Raw genomic sequence first — 14,318 nt, forward strand, 5'->3', positions numbered from 1 at the left:
ATTTGTAGGATATCACGTAATTACGCTTGAATTGAGGGAAGGTACATGATTAAGGTTAAGGGTTATATAATCCTCATAAGTTTATTATTAATTCTTTCTGGCTGTGCTAAAGGTCCTTCTTTAGATACAAAAATAATAACCAATCAAGAAGATAGTAATAGAAAGGATATAAAAGCTATTTCGTTTGAATACTTTTTCAGAGGCTTTATTACCTTAAAAGAAAATCAGCTCAAAGCATACCCACATGGAACTTTTATAATTCAAAATGCCGAAGATTGGGGCGATTTTATGAATAAATATTTACCAGGAATCCTTTATGAATCATTACCGAATTTCTCTAAGGAATCATTAGTTTTCAATGTACTGTTTCCTGCTAAGCCAAATTACTCGATAAGTAAGGACATTAAAACATTCATTGCAACTGACAGTAATTTAGAGCCTGTGTACATAGACGTATCGGGTATTCCAAATGGAATTTATGCTCAGAATGCCAATGGAGTAATCCACGCTTTTGTTAATTTAGTTAAAATTGAAAAGAAAGATATACCTAAAGACGTTATGAACATATATCACAAAGGAGACATTTTGGCAAATAATTAGTTTATAACATTCCGATTTAGCCCAACATCGTGTATAAACCAAATGTTCATTTAGATAGGGAGGTCTTCATACGAATTTGACGAGAAAGTCACTTTTAGCGGTAATTCTGATTTCTATTTTTTTGATAGCTACTGGGTGTGGAAAAGAGTCGGTCTCGGTAGGTGGAACAAATGTTGTTTCGGCCAACAAGATTAATCCAATTGAAAAGGGAAAAATAGGCGTAGTAGAAATACACAAAGGCTTTGATGTGAAGAAACTGACAGACACCAATATAATATCGACAATGATTGATTGCCTCATGAATGTTAACGTTAAAAAACTGGGTCGGGATGAAGACAGGAAAGTATTAGACGGTGGAAATGCCCTCAAAAAAGCATCGACTATAACCATTTATTTTTTTCCAGATAACAATAGCAAGATGAAGAGTATGGCAATACTACTTTCCGAAAGACAGCTTTATCTACCTGACGTGAAAAGTATGCAAAGTAATAGTTACACTGTTTCCTACTTGAATGATAATGATGAAACATCGTTAAAATCTATACAAACACTGTACTCAATTGCTGAAGACGTAATGAAAAAATAGATAGTAAGTCAAATTCGCTAAATTGGCTGAGAAATTGGAAGGGAGGGTACTTGTGAAAAGATTCTTTGGTTATTTATTTTATACCCTATTCGTCGGAGTCATAATGTACGAGAGTGGTAGGTATATACACGATATTGGAATGCATGGCGGAAGAACTGTTAACTTTCCTGTATTTATCTTTATGGCGTTATATCCCATAGTGATTGGAATGGTTTTAGCAGTGCCAGGGCTAATTCAACGTATTCGCCAAGAAGGAAAATGGAGAATTGATTGGCAAATGCTTTTACCGATAGGTCTTCCAACGCTTCTTTATAACATCAATCTTTTGTTGTCAGTGATATTTCCTAATTTGTTTCTTTATCTTTATAAGTATGACTGGTATCAATTCATGGTATCAGACACGCGGAGCCTAGATATCAGTGGAATTGTGTGTGGGTATGTTTTTATATCATCCTGGATTCGAACACCTTCAGATGAAGAAAAAGATATATCTTAATGATAGGCGATTAATCTTTAGGTCCTAAAAAGGACGGATTTGAGAACAAGATGAAAAGAAAAGTATTTCAATCTGTCGCCTTGATACTCTGTATCGGTCTTATTGTTCTTGAAATAGGTTGTGTTCACCGAACTCCTTACGGCAGTACTCCTGAAAAAGCAATCAGTGTTTACTTGGACACTAACACAAGCAGTTATCGGATATTGGATGAAAAGAAGGATTCGTCATTTAGTTCGAACTCTACTCGATATATCGCAACGGTAGATTGTAAATATAAATTGGCGGGGAAGTAATCAAGGCAGAATCGATGGCGTAAACACATACTTCTTTAACCTGAAGAGGTCGGATAAAGGGTGGTATGTTGCTTCGGCTAATAGTGGTCCGAAAAGTAGACTCTAGGGGCATAAAGCATATTGGTTAAATCAGCATCTAATATTTTGAGGCTTTTCTGTGATTACAAAAGGATTTAAGCTGGGGATGATGTTGCAGTTTTAGCGATAGGACCAGTATGTGTCTTTATATTCACCTTGGGAGGAAATAAGGGATTACAACTGCTGAATTGGCTGTTTTAGGCGTTGTGATAATTGATTCGTTTTACATATTGTTAGCGATATTTAGAATTGCATCAGTTATTGATAAAGAAAGGGTAAAGCTGGTACTTAAACTCTTTGGTGCAATAATTGTTGCGATATTTGGGTTACATATCATCGTTGGTACATTTGGATGGGAAGTCTTGCCTAACGTGAGCTTATTCGACGGAATTAAAACAGAGAACTCGTTTGTTGAAGGAATGATTTTGACTGCATCAAACCCTTTAACGATACTATTTTGGACAGGGGTCTTTTCAAGTAAAATAGTTGAAGAAAAACTTACAAGAACTGATGTTTACTTTTTCGGTTTTGGTTCTGTATTATCAACAATATTCTTTTTGACAGTCATCGCGGTCATCGGTAGCATTACACGGCAATTCTTACCCGTTTTCATAATTTCAACGATTAATTTTTCCGTAGGGCTAGCATTAATATATTTTGCTTTTAGGATGTTCTTCAAGAAGACTTAATAAGATTTTTAATTCCAAAGGAGTGGGGAGATGTGAAATTGACAAAGAATACGGTCCCAGCAATTCTTATTTTCAGCCTGATAATATTACTTGTAGGGTGTAATAAAGAAAACAAATCTATCAATCTTAATGCTAGTCAAACCACTTCGGTAAACATCATTAAAGCAAGTAATACCATAACCGCCAAGGTATCCTTTAACGTCATGGACTCCAAATTGCAACCGATTCAGGGTGTAAAAATAATGATAATCAATGGGGAAGGGGAGGTAATTGATTCTATAACCTCTGATGACAAGGGAAAAGCAGAAAAGAAATTAACAGTCCCCATCGATAAAAGGTACTTCTGGGCAGACCCAAATGACTTAGGGACACGGGGAACAGTTACTGCAATAGCATTTAAAGAGGGTTATCGCGAGACCGTTCTTTTTGAAGTTCCTGTCAGTGAAGGTGATACAGTTCAACCATTCTATATGAGCCCAATCATCCCAGGGGAAAGAAATGAGCCAGATGTACAATTGGGGAATAATCATCATCTTGAAATACTTTCGCTTGTTGATAAGTACGCTCAATACTTAAAGAAGACGCATTAATAGGTTTATTGAAACAGGGGTGGGTAATTTACAGTTAAGAAGTTCCTCTGTGAACTCAACCCCCAAGTTTTCAATCACTTAATTTAATGGAAGGTTTACGAGTTAAATGTTAAAGAGAGTACCTTTACAAACGATTTCAGAACTACATAGAAGAACAGGAATTAAGCAAACTGAACCAGCAATCTTTACAAGGTTCCCTTACTTTGAATACTTCGAGAAACATAATCCCCACGACATAATACTAATGAATAGTACCTTGCAGGTTCTAGTTGCTATAACTTATCACAATGATTATTACTCAGGATGTCATGTTCCCTTTCAATTTGAATTCACTTCGCCTATGCCTCTAATGAAATTTGTGAGTTTGCCAACAATACAGCTCTTTCCAAGTATCTTTAATGAACTCCGAGTCTTTACTAGGGATAACCTAATATCAGGAATTTGGGCAAAAGAACTTACTAAGGGAGCAATAAAGGCATATGAAATGTTAAGACAAGATGGCAAAATAGATGATTGTCTTGCGACTTTATTTCGCACTAATACCTTACCAATTCCATTAAATGGAGATAATCCTCAAAATGTCAAGGCTTATGAATTCGTATCAAATAATGAACTACAGTCATTGGATGCGGTGGAACCGTATGTGTTTAGAAATAAGTTCTTTATGTACTTATTATCAGAACTTTCAAGAAATGGAAATACCATTGGAGCTTCCCCTTTACAAGGTTGGTCTAAAGATGAACTGGAATCCTGTAATTATTTCTACGATTTAAAGAAAATATGTAAGAGAGTGCTCGTCTATGGGTGGGGTGAACAATGGCAATCGACAGGCTTACTGGTTTCGGAGCCTTTAGATTTATTAAATTCTATTTTAAATCCAGACTTTTTCCACGCACATGTAATTGGAAAGGGATACTCCCTATGAATCTTGGACTATTGGGTTTATTTTGAACTGGAGAGATTGAAGCATGGAAAAAGTACCCAAAAGGCTAATTATAGACATTGAAATTAATAAGGTAATGGGAGTCTTTGTGTCTGAAAACGGCGAGAAATGCGACATTGTGTTTGCTGGGAAGGAAGTTATTTCAGTTTCTAAACATGAACAGGCTCATGAAATTTACAAACTACTGCAAGAGCACTGTGATGTGGTTTTCTGTACTACACAAGTACTGGAGGATTTCAAGTTCTATCCTATACCGATATTTTCGATTTTTGCTGTTGATAGTAAGGGTAATTGCTTTGGTACGATAGGCGGTTCTGGAAGTCTTGCTCAGGATGATTACCCCGTCGGATATGTGTGTCGCAACGGGATGTTCGGAAAAATAGCTAACAGCTTGAAAGAGTTTTTGGAACTAGTTACCTTCTACCCATACTGGTGGGATATCCTTAAGCGTGAGCAGATGGGAATGTCCTATAATATAAACGCGATGGAACTTGAAAAAATACAGGATAACTTACAATGCTCTGAACGCCAACGGAAGATTCAAGAAATACTCAAATTTTCTTACAATCCTAAATCCATTGAATTACTTATATCATGTATCAAAAGTCCGCCTGGATTTAAGGTTTATGCATCAAGGGAAGAGGCTCAAAAGGCAAATACATTTTTCGATACTACTCCATATTGGTCAGAATTGGAAAGGCAAAAGGAGCTTCTTTTGAAAAGCAAGAAAAAAGTTGATAACCAATCGGTTGAATCGTGACAAGTTCAACATGTCCGCAATTAGGGCACACATAAGCCTTTACGCCACATGCTTTTCGTTTTAGCCCTTTTATTGGTTGTTCGAGGACAAGAACTCCCGCTCCAGTATTTAACCAAGCTGGCTTAATTGGTTGTTTGCAATTTATGCATTCTCTATTTTCCATAAAGCTCCATCTCCTGTGTTTATGAATTTTAGATAGTTTATCTATGCGGACAACGCAGAATTGTTTGAGTAACGAAGTTCTTATACGAAAGAGTGGCATTTTGAAAGTCTCTCTTAAAGTAGAAATCATGGAGTTGAGGGGTTCATGAAGCAGAATATTTACGACAATCCTATTTTCCATCAGTCATATATTAACCTGCGAGAAAAGGGAAAGGGACTTAATGATGTTCTTGAAATTCCTGCTTTTCGGTCTTTGTTACCCGATTTACATGACAAGAAGGTTTTGGATTTAGGTTGTGGCTTCGGGGAGTCGTGTAAATGGTATGTTGTGAATGGAGCTAAGTGCGTTGTAGGGGTAGATATTTCCGATAAAATGATAACTAAAGCAAAACAGGAATTCAGCGACAACAGGATAGAATACGTGAATCAGTCAATAGAGGACATTGAATTAAAACCTAACAACTTTGATTTAGTTTTAAGTTCATTAGCTTTCCATTATGTTGTTAATTTCGCGAAATTGGTCAAGCGAATATATGCTTGCGTCAGACCTGGTGGTACATTAATTTTTTCGCAGGAGCATCCAGTTGCAACAGCTAAGAAAGTTTCTGATGGATGGGTTAAAGACCAAAATGGGAAAAAGGTCCACTGGATATTAGATGACTATGCGGATGAGGGGATAAGAGAGCAGAGATGGTTTATAGACGGGGTAATTAAATATCATAGGACGTTATCAACGATAATGAATACACTCATCCAAACTGGCTTTCAAATAGAAAGTGTACTAGAACCAACGGCTACCGTAGAATCAGAAGAAAAGAATGAGTCGTTAAAAGAGGAGAGAAGAAGACCCCCATTCCTTATCGTTAAGGCTCAAAAACCATAAACATAGGGAAGTTAGACTTTGAAGGCAGATGAAGTTTAAGAATCTTAGGAAGAGGTAATCCATTTGGATAATGAAAACAGTATTATAGACCTTAATAGTCGTAGAAAGGAACTTGACGGCAATGCTGATGAGGAAGGGGATGAAGATTGGGAAGATGACTATGAACTCATTAGCAAGGAGGATTATGAAGGATTAAAAAAGCTTAGACAGATGATGGCGGAGAATAACCCTGAAGATATCTATGCACAATGGCGTTTGGGAGAGGCTTATGTTTTATGTAAAGAGTACGAAAAAGCAATTGATTATTTGAAACCGTTATATATAAATAACCCCGATAATGAGGATATTCAACATTCGATTTTGGATGCTTTGTTTGCATTAGGAAAGAGCGAAAAAGACTTCAATTGGATTTCAACTCCCAAAATATTAAGACTGAACGAGGAAACAACGGATTTTTGTTATGATTACCTAAAAGGAAAAAGGAAAGGGAGAGAATTGGACGACGTATATTGTCAGCTACTTGTAGAGGGATATCTTACTTTTAATGAAGCAGAACTTCTAAATCATTTGACTAAAGATGAAAGGTTTGAATTCCAAAGCGATACATATGTTCAGGGCACAATATTGAGGGTTAAGAAGAAAATGAAAAAGTAGGCTTCCAAGAGGACACCCCCTCTATGTCGTGGACAGGCTAAAGGGGAAAATGCTGTGGAAAATAGATAACGGTTTTGTTTGATGAGTAAATTAATGGGGAGAAATGGATTACGATAAATTATGTTATAATCCTAAACTATAATACATTCGTAGAAATATTGCAGTATAGCCAAATTATAAAAGGGAGGAAGAATAGTGCAAGGGATAGCTACAGGTATTATACTGGCGATATTATTAATCGTAATTTTGGAAATAAGCAGATTTTTTAGACGGATAAGCAATTTATCAAGAGAAATAGATGATTTAAAGAATAAAGTAAGTAATATCGATGAATTTCTGAATAATTATAAATAATTTCATGATATTTATTTCACATTCTTTTAAAACTTTGAGGTATTCGTAGCAAATAAAGCGTCACAAGGTAAGTTCTCCAAATTATTACAATGAACCAAATGATGGAAGATGGTATGAGACATATTCAAGAATAATAATGCGGTGCAAATTTTTAAGAGGAGTAAAGTTAATGATTATCAGGGAAATGATTGCCGAGGACATACCTCAACTTGCTCGGTTGTACAAACAATTTTGGAATGAAGAGTCCTCTGTTGAAGCCATGCATAAGCAGTTTAATAAATTGCAAAAAAACAGGTCGCATATATTAGTCAGTGCCATCCAAAATAAAGCGTTAATCGGCTCCGTTATGGGAGTAATATGCGAGGAATTATATGGTGATTGTAAGCCTTTTCTAGTCCTAGAAAACATGATAGTTGATAAAACATATAGAAACCAAGGAGTTGGAAAGGCACTAGTATCTGAACTTGAGAAAATTGCTACAAAAAGAAATTGTACTCAAGTAATACTTGTAACAGAAAGCAACAGAATTGATGCCTGTAAATTTTATGAGTCAGCAGGATATAGTTCACAAACGCATAAAGGCTTTAAAAAGAAGCTCAAATGATGAGTGTTACGCACTATTCTGATGTTGCGACGTATTTGTAGCATATAGTGAAGCAAAAGCAAATTAGAAAAATTAGGAGGTGGTTATATGTTTTTTGAGTATATTGAGGCTAACCGAAATAGAGTTATTTCCATTGGGGTTATTATGATTGCATTAGGATTGATACTCGGAGTATCCTATAGTACAATAGTATCCCCTATCCTGACAGTCATTGGATATATATTATATTAAGTTTTGTAGAAATCCCAAGCAATTATTGGCAAAATTATTGTCTTTATAGTTATTTCCGATATATTTTTTTATTTGGCTACACTGATTGAAAATAAATACTTTAGTGTTATTTACGATGTCATTTATAGTTTTATTCTTATAGGAGCCATACGACTTATAGTAAGAGAAAAGCAGAAATGATTATAGAGGAAAGGTTTGAGAACTACAAAATCTTATTTTTCTGAAATAGCGTCACAAGTCAGGTTCCACAAATTCTTATAACTGCTACGTGCTGGTAGATTATTTGGGACTCCAAAAAACAGAAGAGGGTATAATTGACAATGCAGAGAGGAGGAATATTTTTGAAGAGAATTATGTTATTTTGTATTCCTGTAATAATTTTTAGTTTCCTTGTGTCAGGTTGTAATCAAAAAGTTGAACATCAGGTACAAACGAATACGCCACAATTGAAATTACCCACTCAAACATCATTACCACAAAATAATAGCAATCATATCATTGTTAAGCCTACCGTAAAAAGCACAACGCCTGAACCGATTCCAGAACTTAATAATATTAAGAATACTATGTATCCAGATGTTGTTGCCGAGGTCGGGGATACAAAAATAACTGGTTTACAGCTAACTATGGAAGAAGCAATTAAGCGGAATAATAATGTCTATATGAAAAAGCCACAGAATCAATCTTTTTATGAAAAAGTTGCACTAGGACAGTTAATAACGAATGACTTAATCGATACTGAGATAAAAAAGCAAGGAATAACGGCAACAGATGATGAAATCAAATCTTCCATAGAACAAGATGAGAAATTTTATGACTCATTGCCAGATAATGCCCCTGCAAAAATCACTTTCATGCAAACAATTAAGGCTGATGGATTTAACAGTATAACCGATTATATGAATTCTCCAAAGACAATAAACGCAGTTAAAAAGACATTAGCAACTGGAAAACTTAGAAACATTATTCTACAATCGGTTCCAAAAGGACAGAATGGACCAGCAAAAGCTTGGGATGATTATATTGATAAGCTAATAAATGAGGGTAATTATAAAATATTTATCCCAGTAGATATAAAAGGTTATCAACAAATAGAACAGCAAGTTGACCTTGGAAATTAATATTGAAGTCTTGAGGTACTTCACAAAATTCTTATTTCGCACCTATTTAGTAGGAATAAACAGGGCAAATTGGATTCTTCAATAAAAGGGGTGAGAATATGGAGATAACAATTGTTCAAGGAGAGATTAAATACTTAGAGGATTGTTTAGAAGCCTTAATGAATTCTGAACTAGCAAGTATTTACCTTCCAGATGAAAATGTGGCAAGAAACCATTTGATTGAAGCATTTAAGAGAAAAGAAATGTATTTAGCGTTAGATAGAGAAGGTAAGTGTATAGGATACATAAGGTTTGTTTTAAATGGTATGTTTTATGATTTTCCATATGTATGTAACATAGCTGTTAAGGAAAATTTTCGCAGGCAGGGCATAGGAAAAAGGCTTTTAGGTTTTTTTGAAGACATAGGTTTTATGCATTCAGATAAAGTGTTTCTCCTAGTAAGTGGCTTTAATAAGCAAGCTAAAAAATTGTATGAATCAATTGGTTATAAACAGATTGGTAGTATTGATGACCTTTTTAAAGACGGAATATTGGAATATATAATGATGAAAGTCAAATCATTGTGAGTTGTAGTATAGAGCGATTCTTGTCAGGTTGTTTGCTCCAATTACGTATTGGTACGATATAGAGCCTATGGCTGTAAGGCTTAAACTGCTAATTGGTCCTGGTTAACTTCAAGATATTCTATAACCCAGTAGTATAAATCCTCCGCCCTAATCAGTGTTGGACGGACACATAGAGAACCAGGCGGAATTGCCACTCACTATACAAATTTCAATAAGTTTAGGAGATTAACATGATGCCGTTGCTTGATTTCCAACCAGTTACCTCTAAGCGTCTTGAGGTATTTGAAGAAATAATCAACTCAAATAAAGAATATAACTTGTTATCTGAAGGTCATGCTGTACTTAGTGATGCAGAAATCCTAGAGATGTACGAATCATCTAAAAGACTAGGTGCAGTGACGTGTTTTGTTGTTTACGATGGTTGTCCAGTTGGGGTAATTGATTACCTCATGGAGAATCCGTCTGACAAGATGCCGTGGTTAGGTTTGCTGATGATACATGCCCAGCATCAAAGAAAAGGATACGCTATCGAAGCACTAAAAAAATTCGAGTGTTTAATGCGGAATGAAGGTTTAAAGAAAGTACGCCTGGGCGTTATCAAAGGAAATAACCGTGCGTTAAATTTCTGGATTAATAGGGGATTTATCTTTTATCGTGAGAAACTGGGAGATAAATTTATGGTGATGTGTTTTGAAAAGGAGTTGTGAAATTTAAAAGACTCTTACCTATCAACGTATTTTGCAAGTTGATTTTCCCGAAAGTTGCAAAATGAGTATATTTGCAATCCGCATGCCCTTAGATAGTTTTGGCATTTTCTATCTGAGGGCATTTCTCTTTAGAAATAGTATGCTATTTCGCCATGATTCGCAATTAATATGGGATATAGTTGTAATAACTAAAGTTGCACTTGACAAAGTTTCTTGCTTCTGAAGGAGTTGTCGGGGTAATGAAAGAGAATGCTATGGTGAATACAGGTCATTTAAGAAGATTAAGATTTATTGAAGCCGTTATATCAAATATTCACTTTGCCTTAGTGTTGTTTTTGTTTTTCGTGATGCCAGTGTATATGGGATTGCCGACACGCGTAACCGCGAGTCTTATTCTTATGCTTTTTTTAAGTGATATCAAATTTGGTAAAAGCTTAAAAAGGTTTCTTTATGTTCGGCTATTTCCGCTTATGAAACCACTATGGGACTATGAGCAACAGAGGTTGACATCCGATAAATCGAGACGCAACGATATGATTTATAGGGTTTTTATTGTAACAGTGATTATAGGCTTTATTTTTGTCATGATATATCCTCCCCCAATGCCCAAACAAATTAATTGGGAATCATTAAGATACTCACTTTCAGGTAGCTTAATTGGCTTTAATATCGGAATGATTTTGAAAACCATGACTGAGAAATTCGATTAGAAATTCCATAGATATCGTGGGGTGCCACAGGAAAAATATTAATTATATATAAATGTAATAGGTTGGTATGAAGGCGAGTTGGCAAAGGGGATGGAGGCCGATGAAACGATTACTTTATATTATCATTGGACTGGTATTTCTAATTTCTGTGGGTTGCAACAAGAGCATTAGCGATGATGAAAAGACTGCCGAGAATTATGTGAAGTCTCAAGGTTATGAGATTACTTCTCGTTTTGGAGAAGTCGATAAATATACTTTAGAAAAAAGTAAGCTTTATGGAGGAACGGCATCTATCCCATATCAACAAGTGTGGGGCGTACAAGAGATTAAGCCAGATGAATATTTCGGTAAAGAAATAGTTGTATATGGCTTTACTGTTCAAAATCACCCTCTGCAAAAGCGAGATAAGAATGCTAAAAACGGAGTAAATCTCTATGTTATGTTGTCAGACGGTGAGGTTATTGGCGGGTATTCATATCCAAATGCTGATGTCGTTGGAGCTTACAGTTCAATAGATGGAAGGACCTTGGAAGAGGTAACAGGTTTAAGTTTTCAACAGTGGCAGGAGAATTGGAAAAAGAAATACGGTCAAGATTCCGTAACTCAGAATGTTTACACAGGGCAAGAAAAGATACTGCTGGATTATTTCAACAGCAAGTACCCCAATTCGGTGGTAACCGATAAGTGCCTGGTAGATGTAGATAATGATGGCTTGGAGGAACTCTTAGTCGCACTAAATACATACAGCGGTATTAACAAAACTCAAGAGGAAGAGGCTAGAAAAAACGGATTTGATATGCGTTATGTTGGAATTATATTTCCAAAAGGAGAGAATCCGACTGAGTCTTTAATAGTACTAGGCAAGATTGTGGAAAAAGGAATGCGTTTCGAGGGTTCTGATTTATTTGTTGTAGAGACAAAAGAGAACAAAACGGACCAAGTGAAGGTGAAAATGAACAACCAAAACGGTAAGGAAGATTATTTTACCGTGAAAGTTTCTTTGAATAAGGATGGCACTAAGAATATTCAATAGCGGGTTGGACTTAATAATTATGGTTTTTCTGCATTCATGATACTGAGTGAGTTAAGAATCACAATATAAAAGGTAATTGGAATAGTTGAAAAAGTTAGGGAAAAGCCCAAGGAGGAATTATCAATGCTTTCAAAAGAAAAGGTTATTGAAGCCATGGCGAAATGCCTGAATGAGAAGGAAAGGGAGATTCTTTCTGCGAGATGGGGTCTTGAAAACGGTATTACTATGAGAATAGAAGAACTGAAGGAGATTTACGGAATAACTATAGAGCAATTGAAAGATATCGAGAGAAAGATTATTTTGTACATAAAGGAAACTTAAATTTTTCATATAGGGTATCTAATAGAATCGTTGATTGGAATTAATAAGAATCTGTCTGTGTGTACCGTGGGTAGGCTACGATACTCTCAATTATCCTTGGAGGGATGAAATGAGGAAAAGATTAATAGTAGCCCTTATTTTCAGCATTATAGTCTTAGCTGTTGGAACTGTTGGATGTAATAATAAACCAAGTACATCTAATGGAATATCGGAACTCTTGGGAGTTTCCATGTATGTTGAGAAAAGCCAGTATCCTTCCAACATCAGTAAGATTAATGTGGTATGGAAAAATGATACTGATAAAGACCTGACATTTGGTAATCCTTTTACCATTCAGAAGTTGGTCGGCAATGAATGGAAGGCTCTTGGAAACAAAGGAGCAGTATTTACTTCTATTGGACATAGGGTAGCCCCTCATTCTGAAATGAAACACAGTTATGACATCCGATTATATAGTGAAAAGTTGGAGAGAGGGACATATCGAATCGTAACAGATTTTTTAAATGCTCTGAGTCCTGGTAATTACAATACTTATCAGTTGACCGCAAATTTTACAGTGAAATAATTTTTTATCATATTCCAAGACGTATTCGTAGGAATTTCCGAAGAATATTTAATAAGGGCGAATTATTAGAGGTGATGATATTGCCAGAGATGGTTAAGGTTAAGAAGATAGGGCTTAAAGAAATAGAAGAAACATTGGATACATTGATGAACAGTTATGGAATGAGTACTGAATGCCTATCGAATTTGTTTGGAGCGAAAATTGATGGACATTAAGTTGAAATGCCTACAGGTGTTGCAGAACGTATTTCATTTATTAACTTACTGATGATGTTGGGGAATGTTCCAAATGATGAACCAGATTTTAGATTCAGTGCATTTTTGTGGGTGCTCATTGAGGTTCATAAGATTAGTACGGATACCATAGCGAAATTTGCAAAAATCCAAGAGCAGGATGTTTTGGATTTCATGAATGATGATAGCACAGTGCCAATTGAAAAAAAATATAGGCTTGCATCGGTCATTATGATGTTAAGATTTATATTTAAAGCAGTTGAGCCAAAGATATAATCCTGCTTAAAGGGATTGCTTTGAGTATAGAATAGGTTTTGCGAACTAATAAAAGTTGAGGAGGGGAAAGTTACTACTCTAGACTTATTATTGATCACGATTATTATGTCGTGATTATTTTTTTGTCTCAATAGGGAAAGTAGCATTCTTGACAGAAGGACATTATGAAAATATAATGAACTATATTATTCAATGAACAGTGTGCACGAAATGAACCAGTACATAATTTTGGATTACTTCAATATAAATTAAATCGAGGTGTAAAAATTTTAATGAAATTAAGAGATAAACAAAAGGCCGAAGTTAAATCGGCACTCGTAAAAGCCGGTGAAGAACTTTTCGGAACTAAAGGGTTTATGGAAACTACAATTGAAGAGATTACTGGCGCAGCCGGGGTAGCTAGGGGAACATTTTATAATTATTTTCAGTCTAAAGAAGATTTAGCGCTTGAAATATTTTATGGGACAGAAGAACTAACGACAGAGCAAATTGAAGATTTTTTTGCAACCACTCCAGGAACTGATAATCAAATTAAGGTCCTCATTGCTAGTGCCGTTGAGTGGACCATGAAAAGACCGGATCTTGTTCTGATCACCCTGCTAGAAAAGATGAAGCGCGGACAAACGCCAGAAAATCCACAGGGGACTCTCTTCCGGAGAATGATAACAGAAGCCTTCGCACGTGGTCAGAGTGCCGGAGTTGTAACGAGAGAAAGGCCTGCCCAGGATCTAGCCCACGATATTGATGGGTTATATATGGTCCATATGGTGAGATGGTACCATTACGGTCAGCAAGACGACCTCTTATCCGCTATTCTATCTTCAGTAAATACCCACTTATCAGGTGCCTTGATAAAACAGTAG

21 protein-coding genes are annotated in these 14,318 nt (G+C 35.7%); all 21 read left to right on the forward strand.

All coding sequences use genetic code 11. The features are described 5' to 3' along the window. Window positions 1-45 precede the first annotated feature (45 nt). A complete protein-coding gene (locus DESACI_RS09940) occupies window positions 46-600 on the forward strand; it encodes a hypothetical protein (RefSeq protein ID WP_041276036.1) in 555 nt (184 codons plus the stop codon). Between the two features lie 76 nt (window positions 601-676). Then, the gene (locus DESACI_RS09945; RefSeq protein ID WP_014827060.1) at window positions 677-1,186 is read left to right on the forward strand and encodes a hypothetical protein; all 510 of its coding nucleotides are present in this window, start codon (window positions 677-679) and stop codon (window positions 1,184-1,186) included. A 52-nt stretch (window positions 1,187-1,238) separates the two neighbouring features. Next, complete coding sequence (locus DESACI_RS09950; protein WP_014827061.1) at window positions 1,239-1,682, forward strand: hypothetical protein; 444 nt, start codon at window positions 1,239-1,241, stop codon at window positions 1,680-1,682. A gap of 50 nt (window positions 1,683-1,732) precedes the next feature. Then, on the forward strand, window positions 1,733-1,975 hold the full coding sequence (locus tag DESACI_RS24225) for a hypothetical protein (protein WP_014827062.1): 243 nt from the start codon (window positions 1,733-1,735) through the stop codon (window positions 1,973-1,975). A gap of 266 nt (window positions 1,976-2,241) precedes the next feature. Continuing rightward, window positions 2,242-2,742: a LysE family translocator gene (locus DESACI_RS09955; protein WP_014827063.1), complete on the forward strand. Its 501-nt coding sequence runs from the start codon at window positions 2,242-2,244 to the stop codon at window positions 2,740-2,742. A gap of 32 nt (window positions 2,743-2,774) precedes the next feature. Then, window positions 2,775-3,332 carry a carboxypeptidase-like regulatory domain-containing protein gene (locus DESACI_RS09960; RefSeq protein ID WP_014827064.1) on the forward strand — a complete coding sequence of 186 codons (558 nt, stop codon included), beginning with the start codon at window positions 2,775-2,777 and terminating at the stop codon, window positions 3,330-3,332. Between the two features lie 106 nt (window positions 3,333-3,438). Next, entirely contained in the window at window positions 3,439-4,257 is an 819-nt protein-coding gene (locus tag DESACI_RS09965) for a hypothetical protein (protein ID WP_014827065.1), read from the forward strand. 43 nt (window positions 4,258-4,300) lie between these two features. Then, window positions 4,301-5,035: a hypothetical protein gene (locus tag DESACI_RS09970; protein WP_014827066.1), complete on the forward strand. Its 735-nt coding sequence runs from the start codon at window positions 4,301-4,303 to the stop codon at window positions 5,033-5,035. A 307-nt stretch (window positions 5,036-5,342) separates the two neighbouring features. After that, window positions 5,343-6,080, forward strand: a complete 738-nt coding sequence (locus tag DESACI_RS09975) for a class I SAM-dependent methyltransferase (protein WP_014827068.1) — start codon at window positions 5,343-5,345, stop codon at window positions 6,078-6,080. A 63-nt stretch (window positions 6,081-6,143) separates the two neighbouring features. After that, the gene (locus DESACI_RS09980; protein ID WP_014827069.1) at window positions 6,144-6,734 is read left to right on the forward strand and encodes a tetratricopeptide repeat protein; all 591 of its coding nucleotides are present in this window, start codon (window positions 6,144-6,146) and stop codon (window positions 6,732-6,734) included. 523 nt (window positions 6,735-7,257) lie between these two features. Beyond that, the gene (locus DESACI_RS09985) at window positions 7,258-7,692 is read left to right on the forward strand and encodes a GNAT family N-acetyltransferase (protein WP_014827071.1); all 435 of its coding nucleotides are present in this window, start codon (window positions 7,258-7,260) and stop codon (window positions 7,690-7,692) included. A gap of 572 nt (window positions 7,693-8,264) precedes the next feature. Beyond that, the gene (locus tag DESACI_RS09990; RefSeq protein ID WP_014827073.1) at window positions 8,265-9,044 is read left to right on the forward strand and encodes a SurA N-terminal domain-containing protein; all 780 of its coding nucleotides are present in this window, start codon (window positions 8,265-8,267) and stop codon (window positions 9,042-9,044) included. Window positions 9,045-9,142: 98 nt separating this feature from the next. Then, window positions 9,143-9,610 carry a GNAT family N-acetyltransferase gene (locus DESACI_RS09995; protein WP_014827074.1) on the forward strand — a complete coding sequence of 156 codons (468 nt, stop codon included), beginning with the start codon at window positions 9,143-9,145 and terminating at the stop codon, window positions 9,608-9,610. A 230-nt stretch (window positions 9,611-9,840) separates the two neighbouring features. Further along, on the forward strand, window positions 9,841-10,317 hold the full coding sequence (locus DESACI_RS10000) for a GNAT family N-acetyltransferase (protein WP_014827075.1): 477 nt from the start codon (window positions 9,841-9,843) through the stop codon (window positions 10,315-10,317). Window positions 10,318-10,556: 239 nt separating this feature from the next. Further along, window positions 10,557-11,027 carry a hypothetical protein gene (locus tag DESACI_RS10005; protein WP_014827076.1) on the forward strand — a complete coding sequence of 157 codons (471 nt, stop codon included), beginning with the start codon at window positions 10,557-10,559 and terminating at the stop codon, window positions 11,025-11,027. A 100-nt stretch (window positions 11,028-11,127) separates the two neighbouring features. Beyond that, complete coding sequence (locus tag DESACI_RS25165) at window positions 11,128-12,060, forward strand: DUF4830 domain-containing protein (protein ID WP_242833149.1); 933 nt, start codon at window positions 11,128-11,130, stop codon at window positions 12,058-12,060. A gap of 123 nt (window positions 12,061-12,183) precedes the next feature. Further along, window positions 12,184-12,381 carry a sigma factor-like helix-turn-helix DNA-binding protein gene (locus tag DESACI_RS10015; protein ID WP_041276037.1) on the forward strand — a complete coding sequence of 66 codons (198 nt, stop codon included), beginning with the start codon at window positions 12,184-12,186 and terminating at the stop codon, window positions 12,379-12,381. A 109-nt stretch (window positions 12,382-12,490) separates the two neighbouring features. Further along, window positions 12,491-12,946 (forward strand): immunoglobulin-like domain-containing protein, encoded by a 456-nt coding sequence (locus DESACI_RS10020; RefSeq protein WP_014827078.1) that lies wholly within the window; start codon window positions 12,491-12,493, stop codon window positions 12,944-12,946. Window positions 12,947-13,026: 80 nt separating this feature from the next. After that, entirely contained in the window at window positions 13,027-13,161 is a 135-nt protein-coding gene (locus DESACI_RS25500) for a hypothetical protein (RefSeq protein ID WP_282434164.1), read from the forward strand. A 6-nt stretch (window positions 13,162-13,167) separates the two neighbouring features. After that, window positions 13,168-13,455, forward strand: a complete 288-nt coding sequence (locus DESACI_RS10025; RefSeq protein ID WP_014827079.1) for an HTH domain-containing protein — start codon at window positions 13,168-13,170, stop codon at window positions 13,453-13,455. Window positions 13,456-13,727: 272 nt separating this feature from the next. Continuing rightward, the gene (locus tag DESACI_RS10030; RefSeq protein WP_014827080.1) at window positions 13,728-14,318 is read left to right on the forward strand and encodes a TetR/AcrR family transcriptional regulator; all 591 of its coding nucleotides are present in this window, start codon (window positions 13,728-13,730) and stop codon (window positions 14,316-14,318) included.

This window comes from Desulfosporosinus acidiphilus SJ4 (assembly GCF_000255115.2).
In the GTDB taxonomy this organism is placed as follows: domain Bacteria; phylum Bacillota; class Desulfitobacteriia; order Desulfitobacteriales; family Desulfitobacteriaceae; genus Desulfosporosinus; species Desulfosporosinus acidiphilus.

What these genes read in the sequence shown, in the direction of transcription:
- DESACI_RS09940 (WP_041276036.1), top strand. Translation starts at nt 46, where the DNA reads ATGATTAAGGTTAAGGGTTATATAATCCTCATAAGTTTATTATTAATT.
- DESACI_RS24225 (WP_014827062.1), top strand. Translation starts at nt 1,733, where the DNA reads ATGAAAAGAAAAGTATTTCAATCTGTCGCCTTGATACTCTGTATCGGT.
- DESACI_RS09965 (WP_014827065.1), top strand. Translation starts at nt 3,439, where the DNA reads ATGTTAAAGAGAGTACCTTTACAAACGATTTCAGAACTACATAGAAGA.
- DESACI_RS09970 (WP_014827066.1), top strand. Translation starts at nt 4,301, where the DNA reads ATGGAAAAAGTACCCAAAAGGCTAATTATAGACATTGAAATTAATAAG.
- DESACI_RS09975 (WP_014827068.1), top strand. Translation starts at nt 5,343, where the DNA reads ATGAAGCAGAATATTTACGACAATCCTATTTTCCATCAGTCATATATT.
- DESACI_RS09985 (WP_014827071.1), top strand. Translation starts at nt 7,258, where the DNA reads ATGATTATCAGGGAAATGATTGCCGAGGACATACCTCAACTTGCTCGG.
- DESACI_RS09995 (WP_014827074.1), top strand. Translation starts at nt 9,143, where the DNA reads ATGGAGATAACAATTGTTCAAGGAGAGATTAAATACTTAGAGGATTGT.
- DESACI_RS10000 (WP_014827075.1), top strand. Translation starts at nt 9,841, where the DNA reads ATGATGCCGTTGCTTGATTTCCAACCAGTTACCTCTAAGCGTCTTGAG.
- DESACI_RS10005 (WP_014827076.1), top strand. Translation starts at nt 10,557, where the DNA reads ATGAAAGAGAATGCTATGGTGAATACAGGTCATTTAAGAAGATTAAGA.
- DESACI_RS25165 (WP_242833149.1), top strand. Translation starts at nt 11,128, where the DNA reads ATGAAACGATTACTTTATATTATCATTGGACTGGTATTTCTAATTTCT.
- DESACI_RS10015 (WP_041276037.1), top strand. Translation starts at nt 12,184, where the DNA reads ATGCTTTCAAAAGAAAAGGTTATTGAAGCCATGGCGAAATGCCTGAAT.
- DESACI_RS10020 (WP_014827078.1), top strand. Translation starts at nt 12,491, where the DNA reads ATGAGGAAAAGATTAATAGTAGCCCTTATTTTCAGCATTATAGTCTTA.
- DESACI_RS10025 (WP_014827079.1), top strand. Translation starts at nt 13,168, where the DNA reads ATGCCTACAGGTGTTGCAGAACGTATTTCATTTATTAACTTACTGATG.
- DESACI_RS10030 (WP_014827080.1), top strand. Translation starts at nt 13,728, where the DNA reads ATGAAATTAAGAGATAAACAAAAGGCCGAAGTTAAATCGGCACTCGTA.